Origin of the sequence: Pseudophaeobacter profundi (genome assembly GCF_029697505.1) — a bacterium.
Taxonomy (GTDB): Bacteria; Pseudomonadota; Alphaproteobacteria; order Rhodobacterales; family Rhodobacteraceae; genus Pseudophaeobacter; species Pseudophaeobacter profundi.
The window spans coordinates 133,402-157,766 of record NZ_JARJEF010000008.1 but is presented as its reverse complement, the minus strand read 5'-3'; the positions used below and the strand labels follow the sequence as shown (position 1 = coordinate 157,766).

At 59.7% G+C, this 24,365-nt stretch carries 18 protein-coding genes and 1 riboswitch; of the genes, 11 read left to right on the top strand and 7 right to left on the bottom strand.

Annotated features, from left to right (window positions below; translation table 11 throughout):
- Positions 1–55: 55 nt before the first annotated feature.
- Both P2081_RS14015 and P2081_RS14010 read right to left on the bottom strand, forming a co-directional pair.
- Positions 56–676 (bottom strand): glutathione S-transferase family protein, encoded by a 621-nt coding sequence (locus tag P2081_RS14015; protein ID WP_278923502.1) that lies wholly within the window; start codon positions 674–676, stop codon positions 56–58.
- Positions 673–1,416 (bottom strand): GntR family transcriptional regulator, encoded by a 744-nt coding sequence (locus P2081_RS14010; protein ID WP_278923501.1) that lies wholly within the window; start codon positions 1,414–1,416, stop codon positions 673–675. Before P2081_RS14010 ends, P2081_RS14015 begins: the two co-directional genes overlap by 4 nt.
- 167 nt (positions 1,417–1,583) lie before the next feature.
- Between P2081_RS14010 and P2081_RS14005 the strand changes: the two genes are divergently transcribed.
- From P2081_RS14005 to P2081_RS13975, 7 genes are all read left to right on the top strand, one after another.
- Entirely contained in the window at positions 1,584–2,342 is a 759-nt protein-coding gene (locus P2081_RS14005; protein WP_278923500.1) for an SDR family NAD(P)-dependent oxidoreductase, read from the top strand.
- Entirely contained in the window at positions 2,339–2,851 is a 513-nt protein-coding gene (locus P2081_RS14000) for a TRAP transporter small permease subunit (protein ID WP_278923499.1), read from the top strand. The genes P2081_RS14005 and P2081_RS14000 overlap by 4 nt, the downstream gene beginning before the upstream one ends.
- 10 nt (positions 2,852–2,861) lie before the next feature.
- Positions 2,862–4,163, top strand: coding sequence for a TRAP transporter large permease (locus tag P2081_RS13995; protein WP_278923498.1), 1,302 nt, complete (start codon positions 2,862–2,864; stop codon positions 4,161–4,163).
- A 60-nt stretch (positions 4,164–4,223) separates the two neighbouring features.
- Positions 4,224–5,342: a C4-dicarboxylate TRAP transporter substrate-binding protein gene (locus P2081_RS13990; protein WP_278923497.1), complete on the top strand. Its 1,119-nt coding sequence runs from the start codon at positions 4,224–4,226 to the stop codon at positions 5,340–5,342.
- Between the two features lie 64 nt (positions 5,343–5,406).
- Positions 5,407–6,153 (top strand): SDR family NAD(P)-dependent oxidoreductase, encoded by a 747-nt coding sequence (locus P2081_RS13985; RefSeq protein ID WP_278923496.1) that lies wholly within the window; start codon positions 5,407–5,409, stop codon positions 6,151–6,153.
- Between the two features lie 10 nt (positions 6,154–6,163).
- Positions 6,164–6,922 carry an SDR family NAD(P)-dependent oxidoreductase gene (locus tag P2081_RS13980; RefSeq protein ID WP_278923495.1) on the top strand — a complete coding sequence of 253 codons (759 nt, stop codon included), beginning with the start codon at positions 6,164–6,166 and terminating at the stop codon, positions 6,920–6,922.
- Positions 6,919–8,613, top strand: a complete 1,695-nt coding sequence (locus tag P2081_RS13975; RefSeq protein ID WP_278923494.1) for an FAD-dependent oxidoreductase — start codon at positions 6,919–6,921, stop codon at positions 8,611–8,613. Before P2081_RS13980 ends, P2081_RS13975 begins: the two co-directional genes overlap by 4 nt.
- A gap of 148 nt (positions 8,614–8,761) precedes the next feature.
- On the opposite strand, the gene P2081_RS13970 is transcribed toward P2081_RS13975, so the two are convergent.
- The 4 genes from P2081_RS13970 to P2081_RS13955 all read right to left on the bottom strand — a co-directional run bounded on the left by P2081_RS13970 (position 8,762) and on the right by P2081_RS13955 (position 15,272).
- Positions 8,762–9,841 (bottom strand): FAD-binding oxidoreductase, encoded by a 1,080-nt coding sequence (locus tag P2081_RS13970; RefSeq protein ID WP_278923493.1) that lies wholly within the window; start codon positions 9,839–9,841, stop codon positions 8,762–8,764.
- A gap of 5 nt (positions 9,842–9,846) precedes the next feature.
- A complete protein-coding gene (locus tag P2081_RS13965; RefSeq protein WP_438826539.1) occupies positions 9,847–11,118 on the bottom strand; it encodes an aromatic ring-hydroxylating oxygenase subunit alpha in 1,272 nt (423 codons plus the stop codon).
- Between the two features lie 64 nt (positions 11,119–11,182).
- A riboswitch (cobalamin riboswitch) is annotated at positions 11,183–11,383 on the bottom strand.
- Between the two features lie 265 nt (positions 11,384–11,648).
- On the bottom strand, positions 11,649–14,048 hold the full coding sequence (locus tag P2081_RS13960; RefSeq protein ID WP_278923491.1) for a thiamine pyrophosphate-binding protein: 2,400 nt from the start codon (positions 14,046–14,048) through the stop codon (positions 11,649–11,651).
- 21 nt (positions 14,049–14,069) lie between these two features.
- Positions 14,070–15,272, bottom strand: a complete 1,203-nt coding sequence (locus tag P2081_RS13955) for a methionine gamma-lyase (protein ID WP_278923490.1) — start codon at positions 15,270–15,272, stop codon at positions 14,070–14,072.
- A gap of 114 nt (positions 15,273–15,386) precedes the next feature.
- Between P2081_RS13955 and P2081_RS13950 the strand changes: the two genes are divergently transcribed.
- The 3 genes from P2081_RS13950 to P2081_RS13940 all read left to right on the top strand — a co-directional run bounded on the left by P2081_RS13950 (position 15,387) and on the right by P2081_RS13940 (position 19,756).
- Positions 15,387–15,845 carry an Lrp/AsnC family transcriptional regulator gene (locus P2081_RS13950; RefSeq protein WP_278923489.1) on the top strand — a complete coding sequence of 153 codons (459 nt, stop codon included), beginning with the start codon at positions 15,387–15,389 and terminating at the stop codon, positions 15,843–15,845.
- Between the two features lie 99 nt (positions 15,846–15,944).
- Entirely contained in the window at positions 15,945–17,390 is a 1,446-nt protein-coding gene (locus P2081_RS13945; RefSeq protein ID WP_278923488.1) for a cryptochrome/photolyase family protein, read from the top strand.
- A gap of 305 nt (positions 17,391–17,695) precedes the next feature.
- A complete protein-coding gene (locus P2081_RS13940; RefSeq protein ID WP_278923487.1) occupies positions 17,696–19,756 on the top strand; it encodes a putative bifunctional diguanylate cyclase/phosphodiesterase in 2,061 nt (686 codons plus the stop codon).
- A gap of 60 nt (positions 19,757–19,816) precedes the next feature.
- Here the strand turns inward: P2081_RS13940 and P2081_RS13935 are convergent, their stop codons facing one another.
- Positions 19,817–22,366, bottom strand: coding sequence for a response regulator (locus tag P2081_RS13935; RefSeq protein ID WP_278923548.1), 2,550 nt, complete (start codon positions 22,364–22,366; stop codon positions 19,817–19,819).
- Between the two features lie 349 nt (positions 22,367–22,715).
- Here P2081_RS13935 and pgi point away from each other — a divergent pair, with 349 nt between their 5' ends.
- On the top strand, positions 22,716–24,341 hold the full coding sequence (gene pgi, locus P2081_RS13930) for a glucose-6-phosphate isomerase (RefSeq protein WP_278923486.1): 1,626 nt from the start codon (positions 22,716–22,718) through the stop codon (positions 24,339–24,341).
- The last annotated feature ends 24 nt before the right edge of the window (positions 24,342–24,365 follow it).

Sequence of the window (24,365 nt, the reverse complement as noted above, 5' to 3'; positions counted from 1 at the left end):
CCAGGGGGCGGCGCAATGTAGCTGCAAGGCGCCACCCCGAGGTCCGGTTGAGTGCTTAGCCGACCGGCTGAGTCGCCACCATAGAGGGCCGCTCGGCAAAGCCTGCGTACCAGTCCGCCAGCTGCGGATGGCCGCTACGCCAGTCCTTATCTGCAAAGCGGAAATCGAGATAGCCGAGCGCACAGCCGATGGTGATGCTGCCGATGGAGACCGGCGCACTCAGCGTGTCGAGCCAGCGTGCCTCCAGGTCGTCGAGCGCGCTGTTGACTTTCTCCATCTGGCTGTCGTGCCACAGATCCCAGTAGAATTCGGAGGGGCGCAGCACGGATTCGTACCGGCACAGCAGGGCCGCGCCGAGCAGCGTGTCGCCGAGCGCTTCCAGCGTCATCGCTGCGAAACGGTCACGGCCCTCGGACGGAAGGAGCGGCGTCTCTGCCGACAACGAATCCACATAGGCGCAGAGCACCCGGCTGTCATAGAGGGGATCATCGTCGCCGGTCAGCCCGGTGGGCACCTGCCCGGAAGGGTTCTCCTTGACGATCACCGGGTCGCGTTTGACCGGCCAGGCCTGCGAGGGCAGCTTTTCGATCTGTTGCTCGAGACCTTTTTCATGGGCGCAGACCAGAACCTTGCGCACGAAGGGCGACGCTGGGGAATGGAAAACTCTGAGGGTCATGTTTCATCTTCCTTGGGGTTAGAATTCGCGGAATGGGGGCTGCCGATGAACTGTTCGAAGGCAGCTTCAGGATCCTTGCTGAGGCGTTCGGTGAGCAGGTCCCCGGCAAAGCTCACATGCTCGTGCATGATTGCCGCCGCCCGCTCGCCATCGCCCTGACGCAGGCACTTGGCAATCCGGTGGTGATCGTCATGGGAGCGTTTGATGATCTCATAGTCGTCCCAGAGGATCACCCGGTCGGAGACCATGGGCACATTATGGGTGCGTGCCACAAACTCCTCCAGCCAGGGGTTCATTGCAGCTTGGATGATCGCTTCGTGAAATTCCACGTTCATCCGGCGCCAGGCAGGCAGATCCTTGGGGTCGAGCCGACCCGAGGCGAGGATGTCGTCGCCCGTGCGCACTAATGTATCCAATCTGTCCAGCATCTCTTCGGAGCAGCTGAGCCGTCCGGCAATCCGGCAAGCCTGCGCTTCGAGCACGCTTCTGATTTCAAAGACGCTACCAATGCTCTCGACCGAAAATTCGCGCACTCGATAGCCCCGGTTGGCCTCATAGACCAGCAGTCCGTCATTGGCCAAAGTGGCCAGCGCCGTGCGCAGCGGGGTCCGCGAAAGGCCTAGGCGGTCGGCCAGTTGGTCCTGATGCACGCGCGCAGCAGGGCGGAGCTCCCCCGACAGGATCATCTCCCGCAGCGCTGTCGCGGCACCATCGGCCACGGTGTGTCCGTTTACATCCATGCTCACATCCTTGGTTTGCTTGTCGCCAGCTTGACTGGAATGCACGGTGATCTCAAGAGGAGTCTGTTCGATTTTATCCAATATGGGCGATTTTTAAGATTTATGGTTGACTATATCGCCGAAATGTATCCAATCATGTGAAAGATCACAGACCTGAGGAGGCAACCATGGCCGGATTGGCATTGGTAACGGGTGCGGCGGGGGGCATTGGCCGGGCCGTATGCGAAAGACTGGCGACAGATGGGTTCACCGTCATTGGCACGGATCTCGACCGCGCGGCGGCCGAGGCGGTAATCCAGGGCCTGCCCGGTGCCGGGCATCTGGCCTTTGCCCTCGATGTGGCCGAGGAGGAGGTGGTCGACACGCTGATCGCGGAGATCGAGGCCGAGCATGGTGCGATCGCGGTTCTGGTGGCCGCAGCCGGGGTGCTGATCCTCGATGAGAACGGCCAGCGTCGGCCGCTCACCGACACCTCCCTGGAGGAGTGGAACACCACACAGACCATCAACAGCACCGGCAGCTTCCTTTTGCTGCGCGCCTTCCTGCAGGCGCGGTCGGCCCGTCGGGTGGAGGGCGCGCGCTACATCGGCTTTTCCTCGGTGGCGGCACAGCTCGGGGGCTATCGCTCCAGCTCGGCCTATATCGCCAGCAAATCCGCCGTCCTTGGTCTGATCCGGGCCGGGGCACGTGAAGGCGCCGCGCTGGGGGTTGCCGTCAACGGGGTCGCACCGGGGCTGATCGATGCGCCGATGCTGCGTCTCTCGCTTGATCCGGCCAAGGATGCCGAGGTCGCCCAGTCGATCCCGCAGGGCCGGATTGGCACTCCGCAGGATGTGGCCGGGGCGGTCTCCTTCCTGGCCGGAGCCGACAGCGACTACATCACCGGCAGCGTCATCGACGTGAACGGCGGATACCGGATGCAATGATAGACCGTATCATTGATATGATCGCCAAGGTCTTGGCGACATTGGCGGCGGGGGCTCTGCTGCTGATGATGTTCCACGTGACCCTGGACGTGGCGGGCAAGTATCTGCTCAACGCGCCGATCCCCGGCACCGCCGAGGTGGTGGCCAGCTACTACATGGTGGCAGCGGTCTTCCTGCCGTTGGCTTGGGTCGAGATCAACAATGGCTCGATCGTGGTGGAGCTGCTGTACGAGCAGTTCGGGCGCCGGGCCCGCACTGGCGCGCAGCTGCTCGGCACCGCCCTGTCCGCCTGTTTCTATGGCGGGCTGGCATGGCTGTCCTGGGCACCGGCGATCCAGTCGTGGCGCATTGGCGAAATGGTCGAGGGCACCTGGCGGGTGGTGATCTGGCCAACGAAATTCCTGCTTCCGCTGGGGCTGGCAATGGCCTGCCTGGTGATGGTGCTGCGTCTCGTGCAGATCCTGACCGGACGCTACCGCGCCGAGATGGCGCCAGTCGAACAGGTTTAAGGGGACAGAAATGGAACGTCTTGAAATCGGATTGTTCGGCGTCGTGGTGATGCTGGTTGCGGTGTTGCTGCGTGTCCCGATCGCGGTTGCCATGGGGCTGACCTCCTTTGGTGGAATCTGGCTGATGATGGGCTCCATGCCCGCCATCGGCATCACCAAGGCCATCCCCTACGAGATGATCGGGGACTGGAACCTCTCGGCAGTGCCGATGTTCCTGCTGATGGGCTATCTGGCCTCCGGGGCGGGGCTCACCAGTGGGCTGTTCAACGCGGCGCGGGTATTTCTGAACCGGGTGCCCGGCGGGCTGGCGACGGCCTCTGTTGCATCCAGTGCGCTCTTTGCCTCGGCCAGCGGCTCCAGCGTGGCCACCGCAGCGGCCTTTTCGCGGATCGCCATTCCCGAGATGCTGAAGGCGGGCTATGCGCCCTCGCTGGCCTCCGGTTCGGTGGCGGCGGCGGGCACCCTTGGCTCGCTCATCCCGCCCAGCGTGCTGCTGATCATCTACGGGTTGATGATGGATGTCTCGATCAGCGCGCTTTTCCTGGCGGCAGTGATCCCGGGGATTCTTTCCGGTGTCGTCTTTGCGGCGATGATCACCCTGCGCTGCTGGCTGAAGCCTTCGCTTGCGCCGCGCCAGGACCTGACCACCAGCTGGCGGGAAAAACTCGCCCTGCTGCGAGAAACCTGGCCGCTGCCGTTGCTGATTGCCGGGGTGCTTGGGGGTATCTTCTCTGGGGTGTTCACCGCCACCGAGGCCGGAGCCATCGGCGCTTTCCTTGCCGGTCTGATCGCGCTGTCGCGGCGGGCGCTGACCTTCGACATGATGCGCCGCGCGCTTGTTGACACAGCGGTGAGCACCTCGGCGATCTTCATCATCGTAGTCTCGGCGGCACTGTTCTCGCGCTTCGTGGCGCTCTCGACCTTGCCGGTCTGGGTCACCGGGCAGTTCCAGGGGTTGGATACGATCTGGGTCATCATCCTGATCTGCCTGCTCTATCTGGTGCTCGGCTGCTTTCTAGAGAGTATTTCGATCATCTTGCTGACCGTTCCGGTCTTGGCGCCGCTGCTCGGGACGCTGGACATCAACCTGATCTGGTTCGGCGTGCTGGCGGTGAAACTGCTGGAAACCGGCCTCATCACACCGCCGGTGGGGATGAATGTCTATGTCATCAAGTCGAGCCTCGGGAACACGATTTCCCTCGGCACGATCTTTCAGGGCGTGACGTGGTTCATCGTCGCCGACGCCTTCACCATCGCACTTCTGGTGGCCTTCCCAGCGCTTTCGCTGTGGCTGCCAAGTCTGATGGGCTGATCCCAGATCGGCCCATCACAGATCCGGCGGGCCGTGCCCGTCAACCTAGGAGGAGACCTTATGAAACACTTGAAACTGATCCCGATGGCCGTCGCCGGTCTGATCGCATCCGCTGCCACTGCCGACACCTATATCGCCAGCAACTGGCTGGCTCCGGTGCATATTCTCAATGCACAGCCCTATCAGAAGTTCGCCGAGGAGCTTGGCCAGGACGCAGATGCAGGCATCGGCTTTGAGGTCTATTCCAGCGGATCGCTTATCCCGGCCAAGGCGACCATGCAGGGCATTCGTGACAATGTGGCCCAGCTGGGGGTTGTCTATCCGGGCTATTCGCCCTCAGAGCTGCCGGTCAACAACGTGCTGAACGACCTGGTTTTCACCGCCGATGACGCGCTTGCTGCCGCTCTGGCCTATACCGAGGTCGGGGTGACCAATGCGCAGGTGCAGGGTGAATGGAACGAGAATGGTGGGGTGTTCCTGGGGGGGTATTCCACCCCGGTCTACAACTTCATCTGCATGGATCCGATCCGCTCGCTCGAGGATGCCCGCGGCAAGAAGATCCGTACCGCCGGTGGTGCCCAAACCAAATGGGTCGAGGCGATCGGCGGGGTGCCCGTCTCGGTGCCGATCGGCGATGTCTACTCCGGCCTCAGCCGTGGTTCGCTTGATTGCACGATGTCGGACCCGACCAACCTCGACAAGGGCAACAAGTTCTGGGAGGTCGCCAAGAGCGTGACCACGCTGCCGATGGGTGTGGTGATGGGCGCGACCTATGTGGCCAATACCAGCTTCTGGGTCGGCCTCAGCGAGGCGCAGCGCGAGGCGATGCTTGATCACATGGCGCTCGGTCTGGCGCGCACGCAGCTGGTCTATGCCGCCGACGTGGAGGCCGCCTTTGCCGGTTCGCGCGAACGTGGCCTGGAGATCCTCGAAGCAGATGACAGCTTGACCGAAACGCTGGCCTCCTTCCAGTCGGACTTCGTTGCCGCCCTGCCTCAGAAATCGGTAGCCGACCGCGGAATCGAAGACCCGTCCGCCCTGATCGCGGCCTTCCAGGCGGCGGAAGCGGGCTGGAAAGAGCGCCTCGCCACCATCGACCGCACCGATGCAGAGGCGGTCGCCGCCCTGATCCGCGCCGAAATCTACGGCAAGGCGGACATGGCGCAGCTGGGCCGGTAACCCCTCCCGAGGAGGCCGCCCCCAGCGGCCTTCTCCCCCCTTTCAAGACAGAGGCAGACAATTCATGGCACAGCACACGACAGAGGCAAATGTCGCAATCGTCACCGGGGGCGGCGCCGGGATCGGGCGCGCCATCTCCCTTCATCTGGCAGAGGCCGGACATCGCGTCATCGTTGCCGATCTGAACGGCGCCATGGCCGAAGAAACCGTCGCGCTGATCACAGCGGCGGGCGGGCAGGGCCAGGCGGAGACGCTGGATATCACCGACGAGAAGGCCGTCGCGGCCATGATCGAGCGCGTCGGCCCCCTGCGCTGCCTCGTCAACAATGCCGGTATCTTCAACGTCAAACCTTTTGACGCACTGGAGGCTGAGGACTTCCGCCGCATGTATGAGGTCAATGTGGTTGCCATGTTCAGCCTGTGCCAATGCGCGGCGGCTGCCATGGGGCAGGGGGGGGCCATCGTCAACATTGCCTCGCGGGCGATGCTCGGCTCGGCCCAATACATTCACTATGCCACCTCCAAGGCGGCGGTCGGTGGCTTCACCCGCTCGCTGGCGCTGGAGCTTGCCCCAAAGGGCATAACCGTCAATGCGGTTGCCCCCGGGGTGATCGAAACGGACATGCTGCGGGCCCGCTCTGATACAAATCTGGACGCCCTGCGCGCGCTGCAACCGGGCGGCACACTTGGCACCCCTGACGATATCGCTGCGGCGGTGGCCTTTCTCGCTGCTCCGCAGGCAGGGTTCATCACCGGCCAGACCCTGCTGGTCGACGGCGGGCGCTCGCTTGGCGGTGCGCTCGGGATCTAAGGATACAAACATGACAGTTGAGAACAAACTCGCCCTCATCACCGGAGCGGCGGGCGGTATCGGCCGCGCCACGGCAGAGCTTTTCGCTGCCCGCGGTGCGCAGGTTATTGCGGTGGATCGCGACGCTGCGCCCCTGCAGGAGTTGGCGCAGAGCGGCATCACTACCATCATCGGTGATATGACCGACCCGGCGCTGCCCGAGACCCTCGCGGAAGAAATCACCCGGATTGGCAAACCGCTCGCCATTCTGGTCAATAACGCCGGCATCGGCGGCGGCGGTCGTCTAGACCAGACCAGCGACGAGGAGTTGCGCCGCTACATGGAGGTCAATGTGGTCGGTTTGTTCCGCCTTGCGCGCTTTGCCGTTGGTCAAATGCAGGCCGCAGGCGGTGGCAGCATCGTCAATGTCGCGTCGATCTATGCCGAGGTCGGTGCTCAGAACTCCTCCGGCTATTCCGCCTCCAAGGGGGCGGTGGCCGCGCTCACCCGCCAGATGGCAACGGACTACGGGCCCGAGGGCATCCGGGTCAATGCGGTGGCGCCGGGATTGATCGAAACCCCGCTCACCGCCGAGCGTATCCGCACCGAGGCCTGGCGCCACGAAATCTTCGTCGAGCAATCGCCGATGCGTCGCGTTGGCCAGCCGCAGGATGTGGCGCAGGCCATTGCGTTTCTCGCCAGTGACGAGGCCGCCTTCATCTCGGGTGAAAGCCTGCGCGTCGATGGCGGCTGGGCCATGGGACGCTACCCGCGCGAGGCGCAGATATGAGCGGTCAGGAAAACACCCCTGCCGCAGCCTATGACCTGGTTGTCGTTGGTTCCGGCGCGGCGGGTATGGCAGCGGCCCTCACCGCAAAGATCGGTGGGCTCGATGTGGCGATCGTCGAGAAGGACAGCCATTTCGGCGGCTCCACTGCCGTCTCCGGCGGCGCCATCTGGATTCCCAATAACCCGCTGATGCGCGCGGCGGGTATGGAAGAGGATGCGGAGGCGGCCTTTACCTACCTGCAGGGCGAGGTTGGCAATCTGATGGATACGGATCTTGTGCGCCGCTTCCTCAAGGCCGGCCCCGAGATGGTCAGTTTCTTTCAGGACAACACCGCACTACAATTCGAACATCGCGCAGTTTCGCCGGACTATCATCCCGATAGGCCGGGCGCGTCCATGGGCGGGCGGGTGCTTGATGCGCAGACCTTCGATGGCCGCCGGCTGGGCAAGGAGTTCGACCGGCTGAAACCGCCGATCGGTGATTTTACCCTCTTCGGGGGGATGATGCTCAATCGCTTCGACATCGGTCATTTCATGAACATGACGCGCAAGCCTGGCTCGGCGCTGCATGCGTTGCGGCTTCTGCTGCGCCATGGCCGTGACCGACTGCGCCATTCTCGCGGCACACGGCTCACCTTGGGGCAGGCGGTCGCCGGGCGTCTTGCCCTGTCGGTTCTCGAACGCGACATTCCGATCTTTACCGGTCAGGCGCTCACCGCTTTGCTGACCGACGGGGCGGGCCGCGTCACCGGGATCCAGACAGAAGCCGGGGGGCAGATCACCGCCCGCTGCGGCGTGGTTCTGGCGACTGGCGGTTTCCCGGCCAATGCCGAGATGCGCGCGGAGCTGATGCCCCATGTGGCAAAGGGGGCTCAGCATTTCTCCATGTCGCCCCGTCCCGCCACAGGTGGTGCCATCGGTGCGGCCCGAGCGATTGGAGCGCATTTCATCGATACCAACCGCAACGCGGGTTTCTGGGCGCCGGTCTCGCTGATCCCGGAGGGCAATGGCGCCACGCGGCCTTTCCCGCATTTGTTCCTGGATCGCGCCAAGCCGGGGGTGATAGCCGTCTCTCCCAAGGGGGAGCGTTTTGTCAACGAGGCGGTCTCCTATCATGACTTCGTGTCGGGCATGACCCGTGCCGGGCTGAAGGAGGCCTGGCTGATTTGTGACCATCGGGCCCTGCGCCGCTACGGTCTCGGGCCGGTGCGTCCGGCGCCTGCGCCCTATCGCCACCATCTGCGCTCGGGCTACCTGAAAAAGGCTGCGACCCCGGCGGAGCTTGCGCGGCGGATCAACCTGCCCCCAGAGACCCTTAACCGGACCATTCAGGCCTTCAACGCTGATGCAGCAGAGGGGATCGACCGGCAGTACGGCAAGGGATCAACCGCCTATCAGACCTATCTGGGGGATCCAGAGCATTGCCCGAACCCTTGCCTCAACCCGCTTGAGACCGGGCCATTCTACGCCGTGCGCATCTTCCCGGGCGACATCGGCACCAGCATGGGGCTCGCCACAGATGCAGACGCCCGGGTCCTGCGCGAGGACCGCAGCGTGATCGACGGGCTCTACGCCTGCGGCAACGACATGAACTCGATCATGGCCGGTACCTATCCAGGCGCGGGGATCACGCTTGGACCGGCTCTGACCTTCGGCTATCTGGCTGGGCGCCACGCTGCCGGGGAGGGCTGACGGCGAAGACGAAGAACAGGGGGGGCGAGGAGGCCTCTCCCCCCTGGCCAACACGAGATGACACAAGCCCCCTCGAAGCAATCGTATTGGTGTAGAAGGTTTATGTCCAACTACATAGGGGGCGCGGATCGGCGCCCCCTTTGGGTTTTCAGACTTCGATTTCAACTCTTCCGATTGGGTTGGAACAGCAGGCGAGGATGTATCCCGCTGCAATGTCATCCTCAGAAATACCGCCATTGTGCACCATATGGACCTCGCCTGCGGATTTCTTGACCTTGCAGGTTCCGCAGACACCAAATGTACAGCCCGACGGGATATTCAGGCCAACATTGCGTGCAGCCGCCAAGACGGTATCCGTTTCCGCGACTTTGGCTGTTATGTCAGAGGTGGCAAAATGGATAACGGCATTGGTATCATCGTCAAGCACCACATCATCCAGATCGGGCTGGTCTGCCTCTGTCTCGACAGGGGCGCCAAAGCTCTCTTGGTGATAGTTGTCCAGATCGAAGCCCAGCCCTGCCAGTGCTTCGCGCACGGCAGTCATGAAAGGCTCTGGCCCACAACAATAGACCTCTCGGTCTAGATAATCCGGCGCCATCAGGCCCAACATCAACTGATTGAACTGCCCCTGATAGCCGGTCCAGGGTTTGTAAGGATCGGGTTCTTCCACCACGAATTTGAGATCAAGCCCTGGTGTGCGGCTCGCCATCCATTCCAGGCGCTGGCGAAAGATGATTTCAGATGGGCGTTTGGCGCAATTGATGAAGACAACATCCAGATCCTGGCCCTCATCCCACATGCAGGTGGTCATCGACATCATTGGGGTGATGCCAGAACCTGCGGAAACGAACAGATACTTGCTGGCCTTGCTTTTGGAATTGCTGAACAATCCCGCCGGGCCAATTGCTTTCATGCGCATTCCGGGTTGCAAATTATCCAGCATCCAGCGGGTTCCGATGCTGTCCTCTTGCGCCTTGGCAGTGATGGTGATCGAACGCGGCCGCGACGGAGAGGAGGAAACCGTATAGGTGCGATGCACAACACCGCCCGGCTGTCCCGGAGCCGGGATTTCGAGCGTCAGAAACTGTCCGGGTTCATAGCTGAAGAGCGCCCCGGAAGGCGCGCGAAAGCTGAAGCTTGCGGTATTTGGCGCCTCAGGAACCACTGAAACACATTCCAGTGTTTCCCCATCTTTCCAAACGCCTGCCGCTGAATAGAGGTCTTTCATATCGTTTACTCCGCCGCCACGGCATCAGGTGCCAGGCGATCTGCCAATGTGGTGCAATACCACTCCACAAACTGTAGTACTCCGGTCTCTTGCGTTCCCGAATAGGGGCCGGGCGCATAGGCTGGGCTGTTGATGCCTTGTTGATTGTTTTCGACAACCTCCCGGTCTTCTTCATTCGTGGCGATCCAGACCTCTGTCAGGCGTTTCAGATCATAGTCGACACCTTCGACCGCGTCTTTGTGGACCAGCCATTTGGTGGTCACCTCAGTTTCGGTCGCGCTGATCGGCGTGACACGGAAGACAATGGAATGGTCCGCAAGGAAATGGTTCCAGGTTGTGGGATAGTGAAACTTCAGCAGTGCCCCGGCATCGGCAAATGGGGCGTGCCCCATCCCGCGACGCACAGCGGCTTTGCCGTTCATCGTATAGCTTTCGGCACCTTGCTTCAGCGGCATGCGTGCCAGCCGGTACTGTCCGTCACCATCAAGGCGAAAGTGAGAGGGCAGCCCCGCAGCTTCACAACGGTCAAAATGCGCCTGCAGATGCGCTGGTGTATTGCCGTCTTCGATACCGGTTACAGCAGGGTCATCCGGGAAAGTCCGGCAAAGTGCCGGGTGGTTACCGCCGCAATGGTAACATTCGCGGTTATTTTCCCAGACCAGTTTCCAGTTGCCGTTTTCAACGATTGAGCTCTCGAAGGCGACTTTGGCATTTCCCAGATCATGCGGCTCTAGATAGGGGCGGGCGACTTCAGCAAAGCTATCAAAATCAGGGGCCTCGTCCGCCAGGCAGATATAGACCAGCCCTGCCAGTTCGCGGCAATGCACCGTTTTCAAACCATGCTGCCTGGGGTCAAAATCAGGCCCCATATCGCGGGCCCAGAGCAAAGATCCATCAAGCTCATAGGTCCATTGGTGATAGGGGCAGACCAATTTGGGTGCGTTTCCCTTGGCCGCCTTGCAAATGATAGAACCACGGTGGCGGCAGGTGTTGTGGAAGGCCCGGATCAGATTGTCAGCGCCCCGCACGATAACTACGCGATAGGCCCCTACGTTATAGGTGACGTAGTCGCCGGGTTTGGCCAATTCACAGGCCGCAATTGCAAACAGCCAATCGCGGTAGTGGATGTTCTCCAGGTCGGCCTGAAAGATTTCGGGGTCGGTGTAGAACGCCTGTTCCAAGGTATGTTTCGGTTTTCGGCGGGCAATTAGGCTTTGAATAGTGTTCACTTCTGGCTCTCCTGCCGCGCCCCGCGGCCTTGCTTGGGCAGATGACATGGGAGAACAGTTCGGAGGCGCGCGAGGAACACGTCCGGAATCTGTGCCCCCACCGCCACCCGCGATTTGACATATCTGCAAGGCTGGTTTCCGGACTTGGAAGAGGTTTTCACCGGGTAGCGGCACCTTCCCGGGATCCTCGTCCCAGTGGTGATAGCCGAACCTGATCTTCCTTACCGTTGCGGGGGCAGTGTCGGATTTTCACCGACTTCCCAATTCTCTGCCGCCCGCGCGGGACGGCAGCACCTTGCCAGGACAGACTAGATCGCAAGCGCCGGATTTCTGAGTTGCGAACGACTTCTTTAGGTCCAAAACCGTACTGCCATGCAAAAGCTGCAACATGGCCGCCGCAGGCAACGAAGCAGGGCTTGCCATGCCCAAAAAGCGAAGGTTGATGCCCCATGCAACGAATGCTGCGCCGATGCGGGGGCATTGGGAAGACCGAGAGCGGGGAGGGGGCTGGCCGAAGATTTGCCATCCGGGATGGCCCCGTCATCGCCCAACTGTTGCTGGCGTGGCCTACCGCTCTATCAGGCGTTGCTGAGCGGTAAACCAGACGCGTTCTGGTGTATGTTTCTGCCAGTGGTCAGGCCATTGACCTTTTCGACAATGGCGGCAGCATCAATGCCATGATGACTATAGAGATCGCCAATCGTACCAGTCTGACCAAAATGTTCCACACCCAGCGGAATGGTCTGGTGCCCCGCAACCGACCCCAGCCAGGACAGGGTTGCCGGGTGACCGTCGATCACGGTGATGATTTTGCAATGCGGCGGCAGGGCAGACATGAGGGTTTCGATATGAGACTGCGCATCAGCAGCGCCGCGCGACCGCGCCCGTTGCGCCGCAGTCCAGCCCGCATTCAAACGGTCAGCCGAGGTAACGGCGAGAACGCCCACATCCCGCCGGGCCTCGCCAATCATCCCTGCAGCCTTGATCGCTTCGGGCGCGACGGCGCCCTGGTAGGCAATCACGACATCGCAATTCGGCCCCGGCCTCCGCAGCCAGTAGGCGCCATCAATGGCCCCCTGGCGGAAATCATCGTCGACCCGCTTGCCGGGCTGTTCGATCGGGTTGGTGGACAGGCGCAAATAGACAGAGCCGCCGGTTTCGTCGCGCAGCCAGGTGCGCTCATCCGGGTCGCCTTCGCCGTCGCGCTGAAGGTAGTCAAAGGCCCATTGCATGATCACCGCCAATTCATCCGCAAAAGCAGGTTCAAAAGCGGCGAGACCGTCCTGGCTCATCCCGATCAGCGGCGTGCCGACTGACTGGTGGGCACCACCTTCAGGTGCCAGGGTAATGCCTGACGGCGTCCCCACCAGAATGAAACGGGCATCTTGATAGCAGGCATAGTTCAGCGCATCCAGGCCGCGGGCGACAAAAGGGTCATAGACCGTGCCAATAGGGATCAGGCGCTTGCCGAACAGCGAATGTGACAGGCCCGCCGCCCCCAATAACAGCATCAGGTTCATTTCTGCGATGCCCAGTTCGATATGCTGTCCCTGCGGCGTGAATTCCCATTTCGCGGTCGAAGGGATGCGGTGTTCGATGAAGGCGTCGGCCTGTTCTGCCCGGCCAAATAGTTTGCGCCGGTTCACCCAGGGGCCCAGGTTTGTCGTGCCGGTCACATCAGGCGATGTGGTCACGATCCGCTCGGCAAGCGGGCTGTCACCTTTGGACAGATCATCGAGGATCTTGCCAAAGGCCATCTGTGTCGAAGTATCGCGGGCGGTGTCAATTTCAAGGCTGGGCACAGCCAGTTTGATATCCTGAAAACGACGTCTGCCCTGCGCAAAGAAGGCCACCTGGGACAGGAACTCTTGCAGGGCCTTGGGATCTTCAACGGTGGCCATCGGATCCCATTCTTCCCCTTCTCTCACCCCCATGTGCGCCTGCCACTGGGCAAATTGGCTGGTATTCATCAGCCCGCCGTGATTGTCCTTGTGCCCGGCAATCGGGGTGCCCCAGCCTTTGATGGTATAGGCAAGAAAACAGGTTGGGCGGTCATGGTCGATCGCCTGAAAGGTCTGGGCCATCGTTTCAACGCAGTTGCCGCCGAGGTTTTCCATCAGTGCCGCCAGTGCCGCATCATCGCGCCGTTCGATCAGCGCCGATACCGCGCCCTGATCGCCCAGATCCTCCAACAGCCGTTTGCGCCAGACCGCGCCGCCCATGAAGGTTAGCGCCGCGTATTCCTGGTTCGGGCAGGTATCAATCCATTCCCGCAGGCGGTCGCCGCCCGGTTCTTCAAAGGCGGCCCGCTGCAAGGCGCCGTGCTTTACCCGCACCACATCCCAGCCAAAGGCATCAAAGATTTTCTCCACCCGTTCAAACAGGCCTTCGCGCACGATCCCGTCCAGGGACTGGCGGTTATAGTCGATGATCCACCAGGTGTTGCGGAGATCGTTTTTCCAGCCTTCCTGTAGCGCCTCGTAGATGTTGCCTTCGTCCAGTTCAGCATCACCGACCAGTGCCACCATCCGGCCCATCGGCGCGTCCTCGCCCCAGCGTTTGGCCTTGATATAATCCTGAATGATCGAGGCAAAGGAGGTAATCGCCACCCCAAGCCCAACCGACCCGGTGGAAAAATCGACATCATCGATATCCTTGGTCCGGCTGGGATAAGACTGCACCCCGCCAAAGCCCCGGAAGTTTTCCATCTTTTCTTGGGTTTGGTTGCCCATCAGATACTGCAACGCATGAAAAACCGGAGAGGCATGGGGTTTCACCGCGACCCGGTCCTCGGGTTTCAGCGTCGAGAAGTAGAGCGCGGTCATGATCGACACCATCGAAGCCGATGAGGCCTGATGACCGCCAACCTTGATCCCGTCCACCTTCGGGCGCAGGTGATTGGCGTGATGGATCATCCAGTGAGAGAGCCACAACAGACGCTGTTCAATGGTCTTCAGGTGGGTCATATCGTTGTGCATGGCTCTCTCCTTGTTCGGGGCTTATTCGGCAGCGTATTGGGCAGGAAACGGCAGGGCCTGCTTTAGATCGGCAAGAATATCCGCGACGTCCTCCAGGCCCACGGACAGGCGGATAAGCCCATCGCTGATGTCATGCGCGGCACGTTCCTCGGGGGTATAGGTCGAATGTGTCATCGAGGCCGGGTGCTGGACCAGAGTTTCCGCATCGCCCAAAGATACGGCCCGCTGGATCATCTTCAACCCGTTCATGAACCGGATGCCCCCGGCCATGCCATCGGTAACTTCAAAGGCAATCATCGCGCCGGGCTGTGCCATCTGCCGCTGGGCGAGATCGTGTTGCGCAAAGCTTTCCAATCCGGGGAAAGATACGGATCGAACCGCCGGGTGTGCTTCTAGATAGTCGGCCACAACCTGGGCGGATTCACAATGACGATCCAGCCGCAGGGACAGGGTTTTCAGCCCGCGCAGGATCAGCATCGCGTTGAACGGCGCCATCACTGCGCCAGTCATGTCCTTCATCCCGACCAGCCGGATTTCGGTGACCTGTTCCATGCGGCCCGCGACCAGCCCGGCCACGACATCGCCATGGCCGCCAAGATACTTGGTGGCGGAATGCACCACAATATCGGCTCCCAATTCGATCGGGCGGGTCAGGTAGGGCGTGGCATAGGTGTTGTCCACCACCACCTGCGCCCCGGCGGCATGGGCGATTTCGGCGGTGGCGGCAATATCCACCAAACGCATGTTCGGGTTGGCTGGAGTTTCGAAATAGACCACGCGGGTCCGATCAGAGATGGCAGCGCGCAGGGTGTCAGGGTCGGTCATGTCCACATGGGTGATGGTAACCCCCCATTTCGCCAAACCGTGCTGCATGAAAGCGAAGGTGCAGCCATACAGCGTCTTGTCCACGATCACCTCGTCCCCCGGTGACAGCAGGGTCCACAACACGGCGGTAATCGCGCCCATGCCGCTCGACAACGCCAGCCCGGCCTCGGCCCCCTCCAGCGTGGCGATACGGCGTTCCAGCAGATCACAGGTTGGGTTGGAAATGCGGCTGTAGATATGCCCCTGACGTTCGCCTGCGAACATCTCGCCGCCTGCCTCAGTGGTCTCAAAGGCGAAGGTAGAGGTCAAATGCAGCGGCGGGGTCAGCGCGCCCTCATTTTCTTGCGGGTCATACGCGTGGTGGATGGCGCGGGTGGCAAAACCAGTGGGGTGGGGCATTGTGAACTCCTGATCCTATTTTGAGCTACCTTGCACCATAAATTGGATCAATGGATTGCCAATATTGCCACATTTTCGATATATATTGGCATAGTATGCTAATGTGAGGCCCCGGTGGACAGTAAAGATAAGCAAATCATTCGCACCCTTCAGCGCGATGGTCGCATGACCAATCAGGATCTCGCCCATGCGGTGAACCTGTCGCCTTCGCCTTGTTTGCGCCGGGTCAGAAACCTGGAAACGAAGGGGATCATCCAAGGCTATAGCGCGGATGTCGACCCGGCTGCCTATGGTCTTTCCATCACCGTTTTCGTGCGCATCAAACTGGAACGGCACAATCAGGCGGATGTGCAGAATTTTGAAAAACGGGTTCGGCTGATCGACGAAGTGCTGGAGTGCCATGTCATGACCGGAGCGATGGATTATCAGCTTCGGGTGCTGGTACCTGACCTTGAAGCCTATGAAAATTTCATTCGCAATTGCATTCATCCCATCGGCGGCATAGCCTCGATCGACACCAGTTTTGTCTATGGAACAGTGAAGAAAACGGCCGTGTTCCCGGCAACGCCATGATCCCTGTCTTGCCCAATACTACTGTCCGGTGCTTTCTGCGGAACCAGAAGCAGCAAGATGCACCACGCCCTGTAGGCCAGGGCTAGAATAGGAAACGCCATGTCAGAGACCAAATCACCGATAATCCTGTGGTTCAGACGGGATTTCAGATTGGCAGAGCATGCAGCCTTATCCGAGGCGGTGCGATCCGGCCGCCCCATTGTTCCGGTTTTTGTACTGGACGAAGTGGTTGAAACCTACGGGGCCGCGCCAAAATGGCGATTGGATGCGGCCTTGCGCCTGTTTGATGAGCGACTGAAATCGCTCGGTTCGCGGCTTATCCTGCGCCGGGGGCGGGCGGCGGATGTCTTGGCGTCCCTGGCCAAAGAAACCGGTGCCGGTGCCATTTGGTGGACGCGCGCCTATGATCCAGATGCAATTACCCGCGATACCGCGGTGAAATCCAGTCTGGCTTCGGCGGGGTATGACGCCCGCAGCTTTGCCGGGCATCTTCTGTTTGAACCCTGGAGCGTCAAGACCAAGCAGGGTGGGTTTTTCAAGGTCTACACCCCAATGTGGCGCGCCGTACGAGACAGGCCGGTAGAGCGCGCAGAGCCTGCGCCGCAACAGATGCTATCGCCCAACAGTTGGCCGGACAGCGACCAGCTTGAAAGCTGGGGTTTGCAGCTGGCAATGAATCGTGGCGGGGATATCCTGGCGCGGCATGCCTGTGTCGGCGAAGCCCGCGCGCTAGACCGTCTTGAACATTTCCTCGATGGTCCTGTCATAGGCTACAAGGAGCGCCGGGATTTCCCCGCCGAGGAGGCGACTTCCCGTCTTTCCGAAAACCTGACCTGGGGAGAGATTGGCCCCCGGACTATCTGGCATGCCGGGGTGCAGGCGATGAATGATGGCAAGCCGGGGGCCGAACACTTCCTGAAAGAGCTTGTCTGGCGCGAGTTCTCGTACCATCTCGCCTATCATTCGCCGGAAATCATATCGTCAAACTGGCGTCCGGACTGGAGCAGTTTTCCTTGGCAGGAAGACGAGGATGAGGCGGTCTTGCGGTGGAAAATGGGGCGCACGGGCGTGCCGCTTGTCGATGCCGCGATGCGTCAGCTTTATGTGACCGGCTACATGCACAACCGCTGCAGAATGATCGCCGGATCCTACCTGACCAAGCATTTGCTGAAACACTGGCGCATTGGCCAGCAGTGGTTCGAAGACTGCCTAATCGATTGGGACCCTGCCGCAAACGCTATGGGCTGGCAGTGGGTCGCCGGTTCCGGGCCGGATGCTTCGCCGTTTTTCCGGATCTTCAACCCGCAAACACAGGCGGAGAAGTTCGATGGGAAAAAGGTATATGTACACAGATACTTGGCTGAATTGTCACAGGATCCGGGCCGCGATGCACTGGATTTTTACCAGGCCTGTCCGCATTGCTGGCAACTGGCCCCGGACGATACCTATCCGGAACAGATGATTGACCTTGGTAGCGGAAGACGGCGGGCTCTTGCGGCCTATGAACAGATGAAATCGCGCTCAGAGGGGCGCGGCGACGCTTAGCGAACACGGGCTGCCTAGCTGGTGGGAAAGGTCGCAAATATGCGCGCCTTTTTCCGTAGCTGGGGGCGCTATTTCCTAATTAAGCGTGGCAAAGCAAGCAATACAGATTTCGCGCTTGCAAAGGGGGGGGGCGACCGGGGGCAGTAGAGGTTGCGGTGGTTGTTTTTGATTTTAACCAAAAGCATGCGCCCGCGCGGTGAATATCTGCCCGGATAGACCATGAGTCCCTGGGGGTTTCGCCATTCATTAAGCTTTTGCTGCTTTGGTGGGGGGCCGTAATAACTAACAGTTTGAGACCCCCCCATATGTACCGAATTTTGGATTGTTTGACGCAGCAGCACAACTACACGCTTGTTGCGGTGGCTGCGTTTGTCTGCGTGGTGGGGGTCAGTCTGACGGTTCGTCTGACCAACGGGCTTTTGGACACAGCAGAGCGGCGGCGGCTGGTGCCGCTGGGGCTGTCCAGTATGATCGCAGGCGCGACGATCTGGTCGACGCATTTCATTGCGATGCTAGCTTATGAACCGGGTTTTCAGCACGGATATGAACCGATTGTGACGGGCTTGTCGCTGCTGATTGCCATTCTGGGCGTCTTCGGGGTCAATGCGGTGCTTGTCTTTGCCTCTGGGCGGCAGGTGCCCTATGTCGCGGGCGCGCTGTTCGGGGTTACGGTTTCGATAATGCACTACTCTGGCATGCAGGCCTATCTGGTGCCTGGCACACTGGAATTGTCACTGGGGTACCTTGTGCTCTCGGTTGTGGTCGGGGCCGGTCTGGGGGCCTTGGGCTATTCTATTGCAGTCAAACAAAAGCTGGATGTGAAAAGCTGGGTGGCTGCAACGGGGCTGCTTGTCAGCGCCATCTGTGGCATGCATTTCATCGGCATGAGCGCAATTGACGTGCGGCTTAGCCCCTTGGTGGATGTGCCGACGCAGGTTATTTCGGATGCGACGCTGGGCACCGTGATTTTTGGCATCACGGGAATTATTTTGCTTCTCGGATTTGCCTCGGCCAGCATTGAACAAAATGTCGAAAGCGAAGCCCGTAGCCAACTGGCGCATGCCGTGCTGCATGATCCACTCACCTCTATGGCCAACCGTATGTGGCTGACGCAGTTTTTGTCGGGGCTGCAGCATCGCTTGGAGCAGGACGAAACCGAGCGTGCAGCCGTTTTGACCATTGACCTGAACCTGTTCAAAGAGGTGAACGACCTATACGGCCATGCCGTGGGCGACAAGGTCCTGCAGGCGGTGTCCGAGCGCCTGACCCGGCAGCAGGGCGCGGATGAATATATCGCGCGGGTGGGCGGCGACGAATTTGTTGCGGTTAAGCTGGGATTTCGGCGGATAGAAGAGGTGCAGGCCTATGCGGAACGTTTGCATGCCTCGATTGTTGTTGATCCCATCGATCTAGAGCACCAATCGCTGCATGTGGGGGCCGCCATTGGCATCGCCACCAGTCTCAAGGATGGTCGGGACCCGCAAGAGTTGCTGCATAAATCTGACCTGGCAATGTACCGTGCGAAAGCGGATATGACCTGCAATGTCTGTCAGTTCAGCGAAGAAATGGATCGTCAAAGCCGCGAAAAACTCCAGTTGGTCCAGGATCTGCGCCGTGCCTCTGCTGCTGGCGAGTTTGAACTGGCCTACCAATTTCAAAATGACCTGAATTCACTAGAGCCAGTTGGCTTTGAGGTGCTGTTGCGCTGGAACCACCCCACACGTGGTCGGGTGAAACCGGATGAGTTTATCCCAATCGCAGAAGAAACCGGCCTGATCCGCGAGATCGGCTATTGGGTTCTGAAAACGGCCTGCAAAGAAGCCGCCGGATGGACGCGCCCCTTTCAGGTGGCGGTCAATGTCGCCCCCCAACAGCTGGTGCAGCCCTCCTTTGTCGAGGATGTGATGGATGTCTTGTTCGAGACCGGCCTAGCCCCGGAAAGACTGGAACTGGAAATCACTGAATCCAGCATCATCGACGACAAGGTCCATACCTTGAAGGTAATGCATAAGCTGAAAAACTATGGTGTGCGCATTGCGATGGATGACTTTGGGACCGGGTATTCTTCTCTTGCGACCTTGCAGACCTTTCCTTTTGACAAGATCAAGATTGATCAGAGCTTTGTGCGCGGTGTGCATCAGAATGCACAAAGTGCGGCCATTGTGCGCTCTACTTTGTTGCTGGGTTCTGCGTTGAATATTCCTGTCCTGGCCGAGGGGGTGGAAGGTGAAGAAGAGTTGCAGTTCCTGCAGCAGGAGAAGTGCAATTCTGTTCAGGGCTTCTATTTTGGCACCCCGATGAATCGCGAGGAGATGCGGCGGGTCGTGAATGAGATCGCCCTGCCCAGATCAGAGCGATCGGCGTGATCCTGTCCGGCCTATCCTTGGCCCTCCGGTGAAGGTAGCGGCCGCCGCTTCGATCTGGGCTCAGTCAACGGATGCAGTGCGGGTCGCGGTGTCAAGAGAGGGTTGGGACAGCGCGGTTTCAATCGCCAAGAGCAGGTCTTTTGTGCGCATCGGTTTTGTCAGTACTTGGCCGCCCTCTGACAGATCCTTGGTGATATCGGGTAGGGCCTTGGGATAACCTGTCATCAGAATGATGCGCAAAGAGGGCTGTTTTGCCCGCAATTGATTGGCAAGAGCTATCCCTTGCATCTGGCCGGGCATCACAATGTCGCTGAGCAAAAGATCAAATCTGTCAGCACTCTCAAAGGCGAGCAGTGCATGATCCCCAGAGGTGGCGGAAATGACACTATGACCAGCCTGGTTGAGAGTCGTTTCCAGCATTTTCAGCATGCTAGGGGAATCCTCGACAAGCAGAATGCGCGCCTTCTTTCCCTTGTGGGGCGGGGCGGGCATGTCTGGGTCAAAGGGCAGCTCTCCTTTTGTGGTGTGGGTCGTTTGGGCGGGAAAATAGAGATCAAACCTGGTGCCAGCGCCAAGTTTCGACTGCACCAGAACCAGCCCCCCCGTTTGTTCCATGAACCCCTGCACCACCGAAAGCCCAAGCCCGGTGCCATGGGTGGGGCCCTTGGTGGTATAAAACGGATCAAAGATGTACTTTAGCGACGCCTCGGGGATGCCTTGCCCGCTATCGACGACGGATAGCATGACATAGAATCCGGGGGGCTGGTCTTCCTTGACCGTCTTGATAAATTCCTCATCCAGCAAGATGTTGGAGGTTTCGATCAACAGGCTGCCGCCATTGGGCATCGCATCGCGGGCATTCAGCATCAGATTGAGCAGGGTGCTTTCTGTGGTGCTTGGATCTGCGGCAATGGGCCAGGCATCGTTTTCCAACCGGGTCGTGATTTCGATGGTCTCGGGCAGGACGCGGCCAGCCCATTTCTGGGTATCTTTGATGATCTGGTTCAGCTGCAGTTGTTTTGGCGCAAGCGGTGCGCGGCGCGCAAAGGTCAGCATGTTCTGGGTCAGATCAGCCGCGCGCATGGTGGCACGGATCGCATCTTCCATGTGGGACTGGGTGATCTTGGAGGTTTCGCAGTCCTGAATGAGCTCAAGATTGCCAAGGATGACGGCCAGAAGATTGTTGAAGTCATGGGCAATGCCACCGGTCAGGTTGCCGATTGCCTCCATCTTTTGTGACTGGCGCAGCTTTTCGCCCAGAAGTATGAATTCGGAAACATCCTGGATCATGCCCACCACCTGGAGTTCGTCTTTGGTGCCGCCGTTATGCACCTGCCCCTGCATGCGGAGGGTGGTTTCCTTGTCAGTGGTGGAACTGACCCGGAATTCGCAGCCAAACGGCCAGCCGTTTTGCCAGCATTTACGCACCGCAGATTGAAGCAGGGCCTGATCGTCGGCATGGACATGCCGGGCGCAGAAGTCATCAAATGACGATATCTTTTCGCTGCCCGGAGTGCCCAGCAACTGCAAGGTTTCTGCGCCGCAGTTGAACACATTATCTGACGAAATGGAAAACCTGCCCATTTTGGCAATGCGATGTGCGTCATGCAGCTGGCGTTCGCTGACCTTCAGGTCTGCCCGATCGCGTTGGCTGCGCCTGATGGAAAACAGCGCCAGCAGAAAAATGCATCCGACCGTGATGCCAAGTACCGGGGCAGAGGACAGCAGAATCGAGGTCCCTTTGGCAGTTGGGTGCCAGGCCAGATAGGCCGGGCCTGCGTCTGGGTCAGGGGTGTCGGGGGTTAGCTGCAGGCCGATCATCCCAGAGGGGATCTCTTGCACTAGTACCAGATCTTCCAGCGGCAAGGCTGCCAGCAGAGTTTCCAAATGCGCAGCGTCCAGAACATGCAGGGTGACCAGAACATAAGGCGCGCGTTGGGCAATGGGGATGCCGCCTGGATCGGGGACAATGGCAAAATAGGTGGCCAGGGCAAAGTCCTCGCCAAACTGGTAGAGATTAACCTGCGACAGCTCGGAAACATATGGTGAGAAATGTCTGCTCTGTGTGGAATCCTGCGCGAGGATATCGAGATAGTTTTGCTGTATGCGTGGAATGCTTTCGTCTGACAGGATCTGTTGAAAATTTCGCGCTGGGGTACCGGTGCTCGTCTGTTCTGCGAAGGCTCTGAAGGCAATCTCGCGATCCGGGGCGATCAGGAACAGGGCATCGTAGTCAGAGACGGTGGCCAGATCGGATGTAAACCGCTCCTCGATCCAAGGCAGCGAAAACTCGGTATCAATCTTGAGATAGGCCGCGTTTGAAGCGGCGTAGCGCTCCAGCTGGAAGTTCAGCTTCTGTTTGTGGCTTTCAAAAACGTTTGCGACGGTAACAATTTCGCGCTTGAAGGCATCCTTTTCAGCGGAAAGGATCTTAAGAAAAACCGAGGCAAAGACAAGAATTAGCGCCAGAAAGGCCAAGAGAATTGTGATATTGGCGGGGGGAATAAATCTTGTGAAATAGGCGGATAGTTTCAGTTCCGGCTGGGCGGCACCCTCCCGGCTGGCCTGGGTTTTTGGGTCTTGTAACAGAGTTTTGCCTCCGTAGATCACCAATCCAATATCAATTTTTGGCAGGCCGTATTCAGGCAGCCAGGGTTGTTATATGCGTTTTCACCCTCATTTCTGCGCCCGGAAAATGGGTGCGGGGGGAAAATTGTACAGCACTACCCAGGCGGGTTTTTCTGGGTCCTGGGGGGAGACTAGCAGCTCTTGCCTACGTGGTCATCCAAAACCGTTCCGTATTCTCCACCTGGGCAATAGCCCTCATTCGCCTGGGTGGTACACAGATGCAAGACAGAGGCCGTGCTTTGACTTCTCTTTGCTTCTTGTTAGCGCTAACTTTGTTGCATAAGAGCGAAAGGCATGATTCGGCCAGTTGGCTTTGGTAAGGGTTTTTGAAATGGACAAATATTGGGCAGGGTTGACGGATCATCGTCGGCGCACCTCTGAGATTGCGATCTCAAAGCTTTTTCAAGATGACCCGCAGCGGTTTCAGGCCTTTTCCGCCGAGGCGGACGGCATGTTGCTGGACTATTCCAAGACCGCGCTGGACGAGACCGCGCTTGCCGGTCTGATAGAACTGGCAGAGCAGGCCGGGCTAGCTGACCGCATCGCCGAGATGTTTCGGGGCGATGCGATCAATGTGACCGAAAAGCGGCCGGCCCTGCATACGGCCCTGCGTGCGTCGGCCGATGCGGTGGTTGAGGTCGATGGCGCGGATGTGATGCCTGGCATTCGCCACACGCTAGAGCGGATGGAAGGGTTTGCCGGGGCGGTGCGCAGTGGTGCCCACAAGAGCGCAACCGGAGCACGCTTTACCGATGTCGTGAACATTGGCATTGGTGGTTCTGATCTCGGGCCGGTGATGGCCACGCTGGCGCTGGCCCCCTATCATGATGGGCCGCGTTGCCACTATGTTTCCAATGTGGATGGGGCCGATATTACCGACTGCCTGAAGGGGCTGGATCCGCAGACCACGCTGATTATCATTGCCTCTAAATCCTTTGGCACCATCGAAACCATGACCAATGCGGCAACGGCGATTGCCTGGCTGCGCGGCCCCTTGGGAGAGCAAGCCAGCCAGCATCTTGTTGCTGTTTCGAGCGCGCAGGACAAGACGGCCGCGTTTGGCATCCCGCCAGAGCGGGTCTTTGGTTTCGCGGATTGGGTCGGGGGGCGGTATTCGCTTTGGGGACCCGTAGGCCTGCCGGTGTTGATGGCGATCGGGCGGGACAACTTTCGGGCGATGCTGAGCGGCGCGGCAGCGATGGACCACCATTTCCAAACTGCGGATCTGCGCCAGAATCTGCCGGTTCTATTGGGACTGATTGGCATCTGGCACAGCAATATCTGCGGCTACGCCACGCGGGCGATTTTGCCCTATGATCAACGTCTGGCCCGCCTGCCGGCCTATCTGCAACAGTTGGATATGGAAAGTAATGGCAAGGGCGTCACGCTGGAGGGCGCAAAGGTCAGCCGGACCACTGGTCCCATTGTTTGGGGCGAACCCGGCACCAATGGCCAGCATGCCTTTTATCAGCTGTTGCATCAGGGCACCCATGTGGTGCCGACTGAATTCCTGATTGCAGCAACCGGTCATGAGCCAGAGCTGGCGCATCAGCATGACCTGCTGAAGGCCAATTGCCTGGCGCAATCAAAGGCACTGATGGCCGGGCGTTCGCCCGAGCAGGCACGCGCGCTGGCCGCAAGCCGTGGCCATACTGATAGCGATCTGGAGCGCATGACCGCGCATCTGACCTTCCCGGGCAACCGTCCTTCGGTTACACTGGCCTATCCGCGGCTAACCCCCTTTGTGTTGGGGCAGATCATTGCCCTGTATGAACATCGGGTGTTCACCGAGGGCGCCATCTGGGGCATCAACTCCTTTGATCAATGGGGGGTAGAACTGGGCAAGGAACTCGCCGAGAGTTTGCTGCCTCTTGTTCAGGGCGGCAAAGACCCCAGCAAAGACAGCTCTACCCTTGGGCTTGTGGCCAAGCTCTCTGTGCCTAAATCCGCAACCTGACGCGCCTGCTGCGGCGCTGTTCCT

Bases quoted from the DNA above. Each gene is read 5' to 3' on its own strand.
- P2081_RS13980 (WP_278923495.1), top strand. From the start codon at position 6,164: ATGACAGTTGAGAACAAACTCGCCCTCATCACCGGAGCGGCGGGCGGT.
- P2081_RS14010 (WP_278923501.1), bottom strand. From the start codon at position 1,416: ATGGATGTAAACGGACACACCGTGGCCGATGGTGCCGCGACAGCGCTG.
- P2081_RS13975 (WP_278923494.1), top strand. From the start codon at position 6,919: ATGAGCGGTCAGGAAAACACCCCTGCCGCAGCCTATGACCTGGTTGTC.
- P2081_RS13965 (WP_438826539.1), bottom strand. From the start codon at position 11,118: ATGTCATCTGCCCAAGCAAGGCCGCGGGGCGCGGCAGGAGAGCCAGAA.
- P2081_RS14000 (WP_278923499.1), top strand. From the start codon at position 2,339: ATGATAGACCGTATCATTGATATGATCGCCAAGGTCTTGGCGACATTG.
- P2081_RS13970 (WP_278923493.1), bottom strand. From the start codon at position 9,841: ATGAAAGACCTCTATTCAGCGGCAGGCGTTTGGAAAGATGGGGAAACA.
- P2081_RS13960 (WP_278923491.1), bottom strand. From the start codon at position 14,048: ATGCACAACGATATGACCCACCTGAAGACCATTGAACAGCGTCTGTTG.
- P2081_RS14015 (WP_278923502.1), bottom strand. From the start codon at position 676: ATGACCCTCAGAGTTTTCCATTCCCCAGCGTCGCCCTTCGTGCGCAAG.
- P2081_RS13955 (WP_278923490.1), bottom strand. From the start codon at position 15,272: ATGCCCCACCCCACTGGTTTTGCCACCCGCGCCATCCACCACGCGTAT.
- P2081_RS14005 (WP_278923500.1), top strand. From the start codon at position 1,584: ATGGCCGGATTGGCATTGGTAACGGGTGCGGCGGGGGGCATTGGCCGG.
- P2081_RS13985 (WP_278923496.1), top strand. From the start codon at position 5,407: ATGGCACAGCACACGACAGAGGCAAATGTCGCAATCGTCACCGGGGGC.
- P2081_RS13990 (WP_278923497.1), top strand. From the start codon at position 4,224: ATGAAACACTTGAAACTGATCCCGATGGCCGTCGCCGGTCTGATCGCA.
- P2081_RS13995 (WP_278923498.1), top strand. From the start codon at position 2,862: ATGGAACGTCTTGAAATCGGATTGTTCGGCGTCGTGGTGATGCTGGTT.
- P2081_RS13940 (WP_278923487.1), top strand. From the start codon at position 17,696: ATGTACCGAATTTTGGATTGTTTGACGCAGCAGCACAACTACACGCTT.
- pgi (WP_278923486.1), top strand. From the start codon at position 22,716: ATGGACAAATATTGGGCAGGGTTGACGGATCATCGTCGGCGCACCTCT.
- P2081_RS13945 (WP_278923488.1), top strand. From the start codon at position 15,945: ATGTCAGAGACCAAATCACCGATAATCCTGTGGTTCAGACGGGATTTC.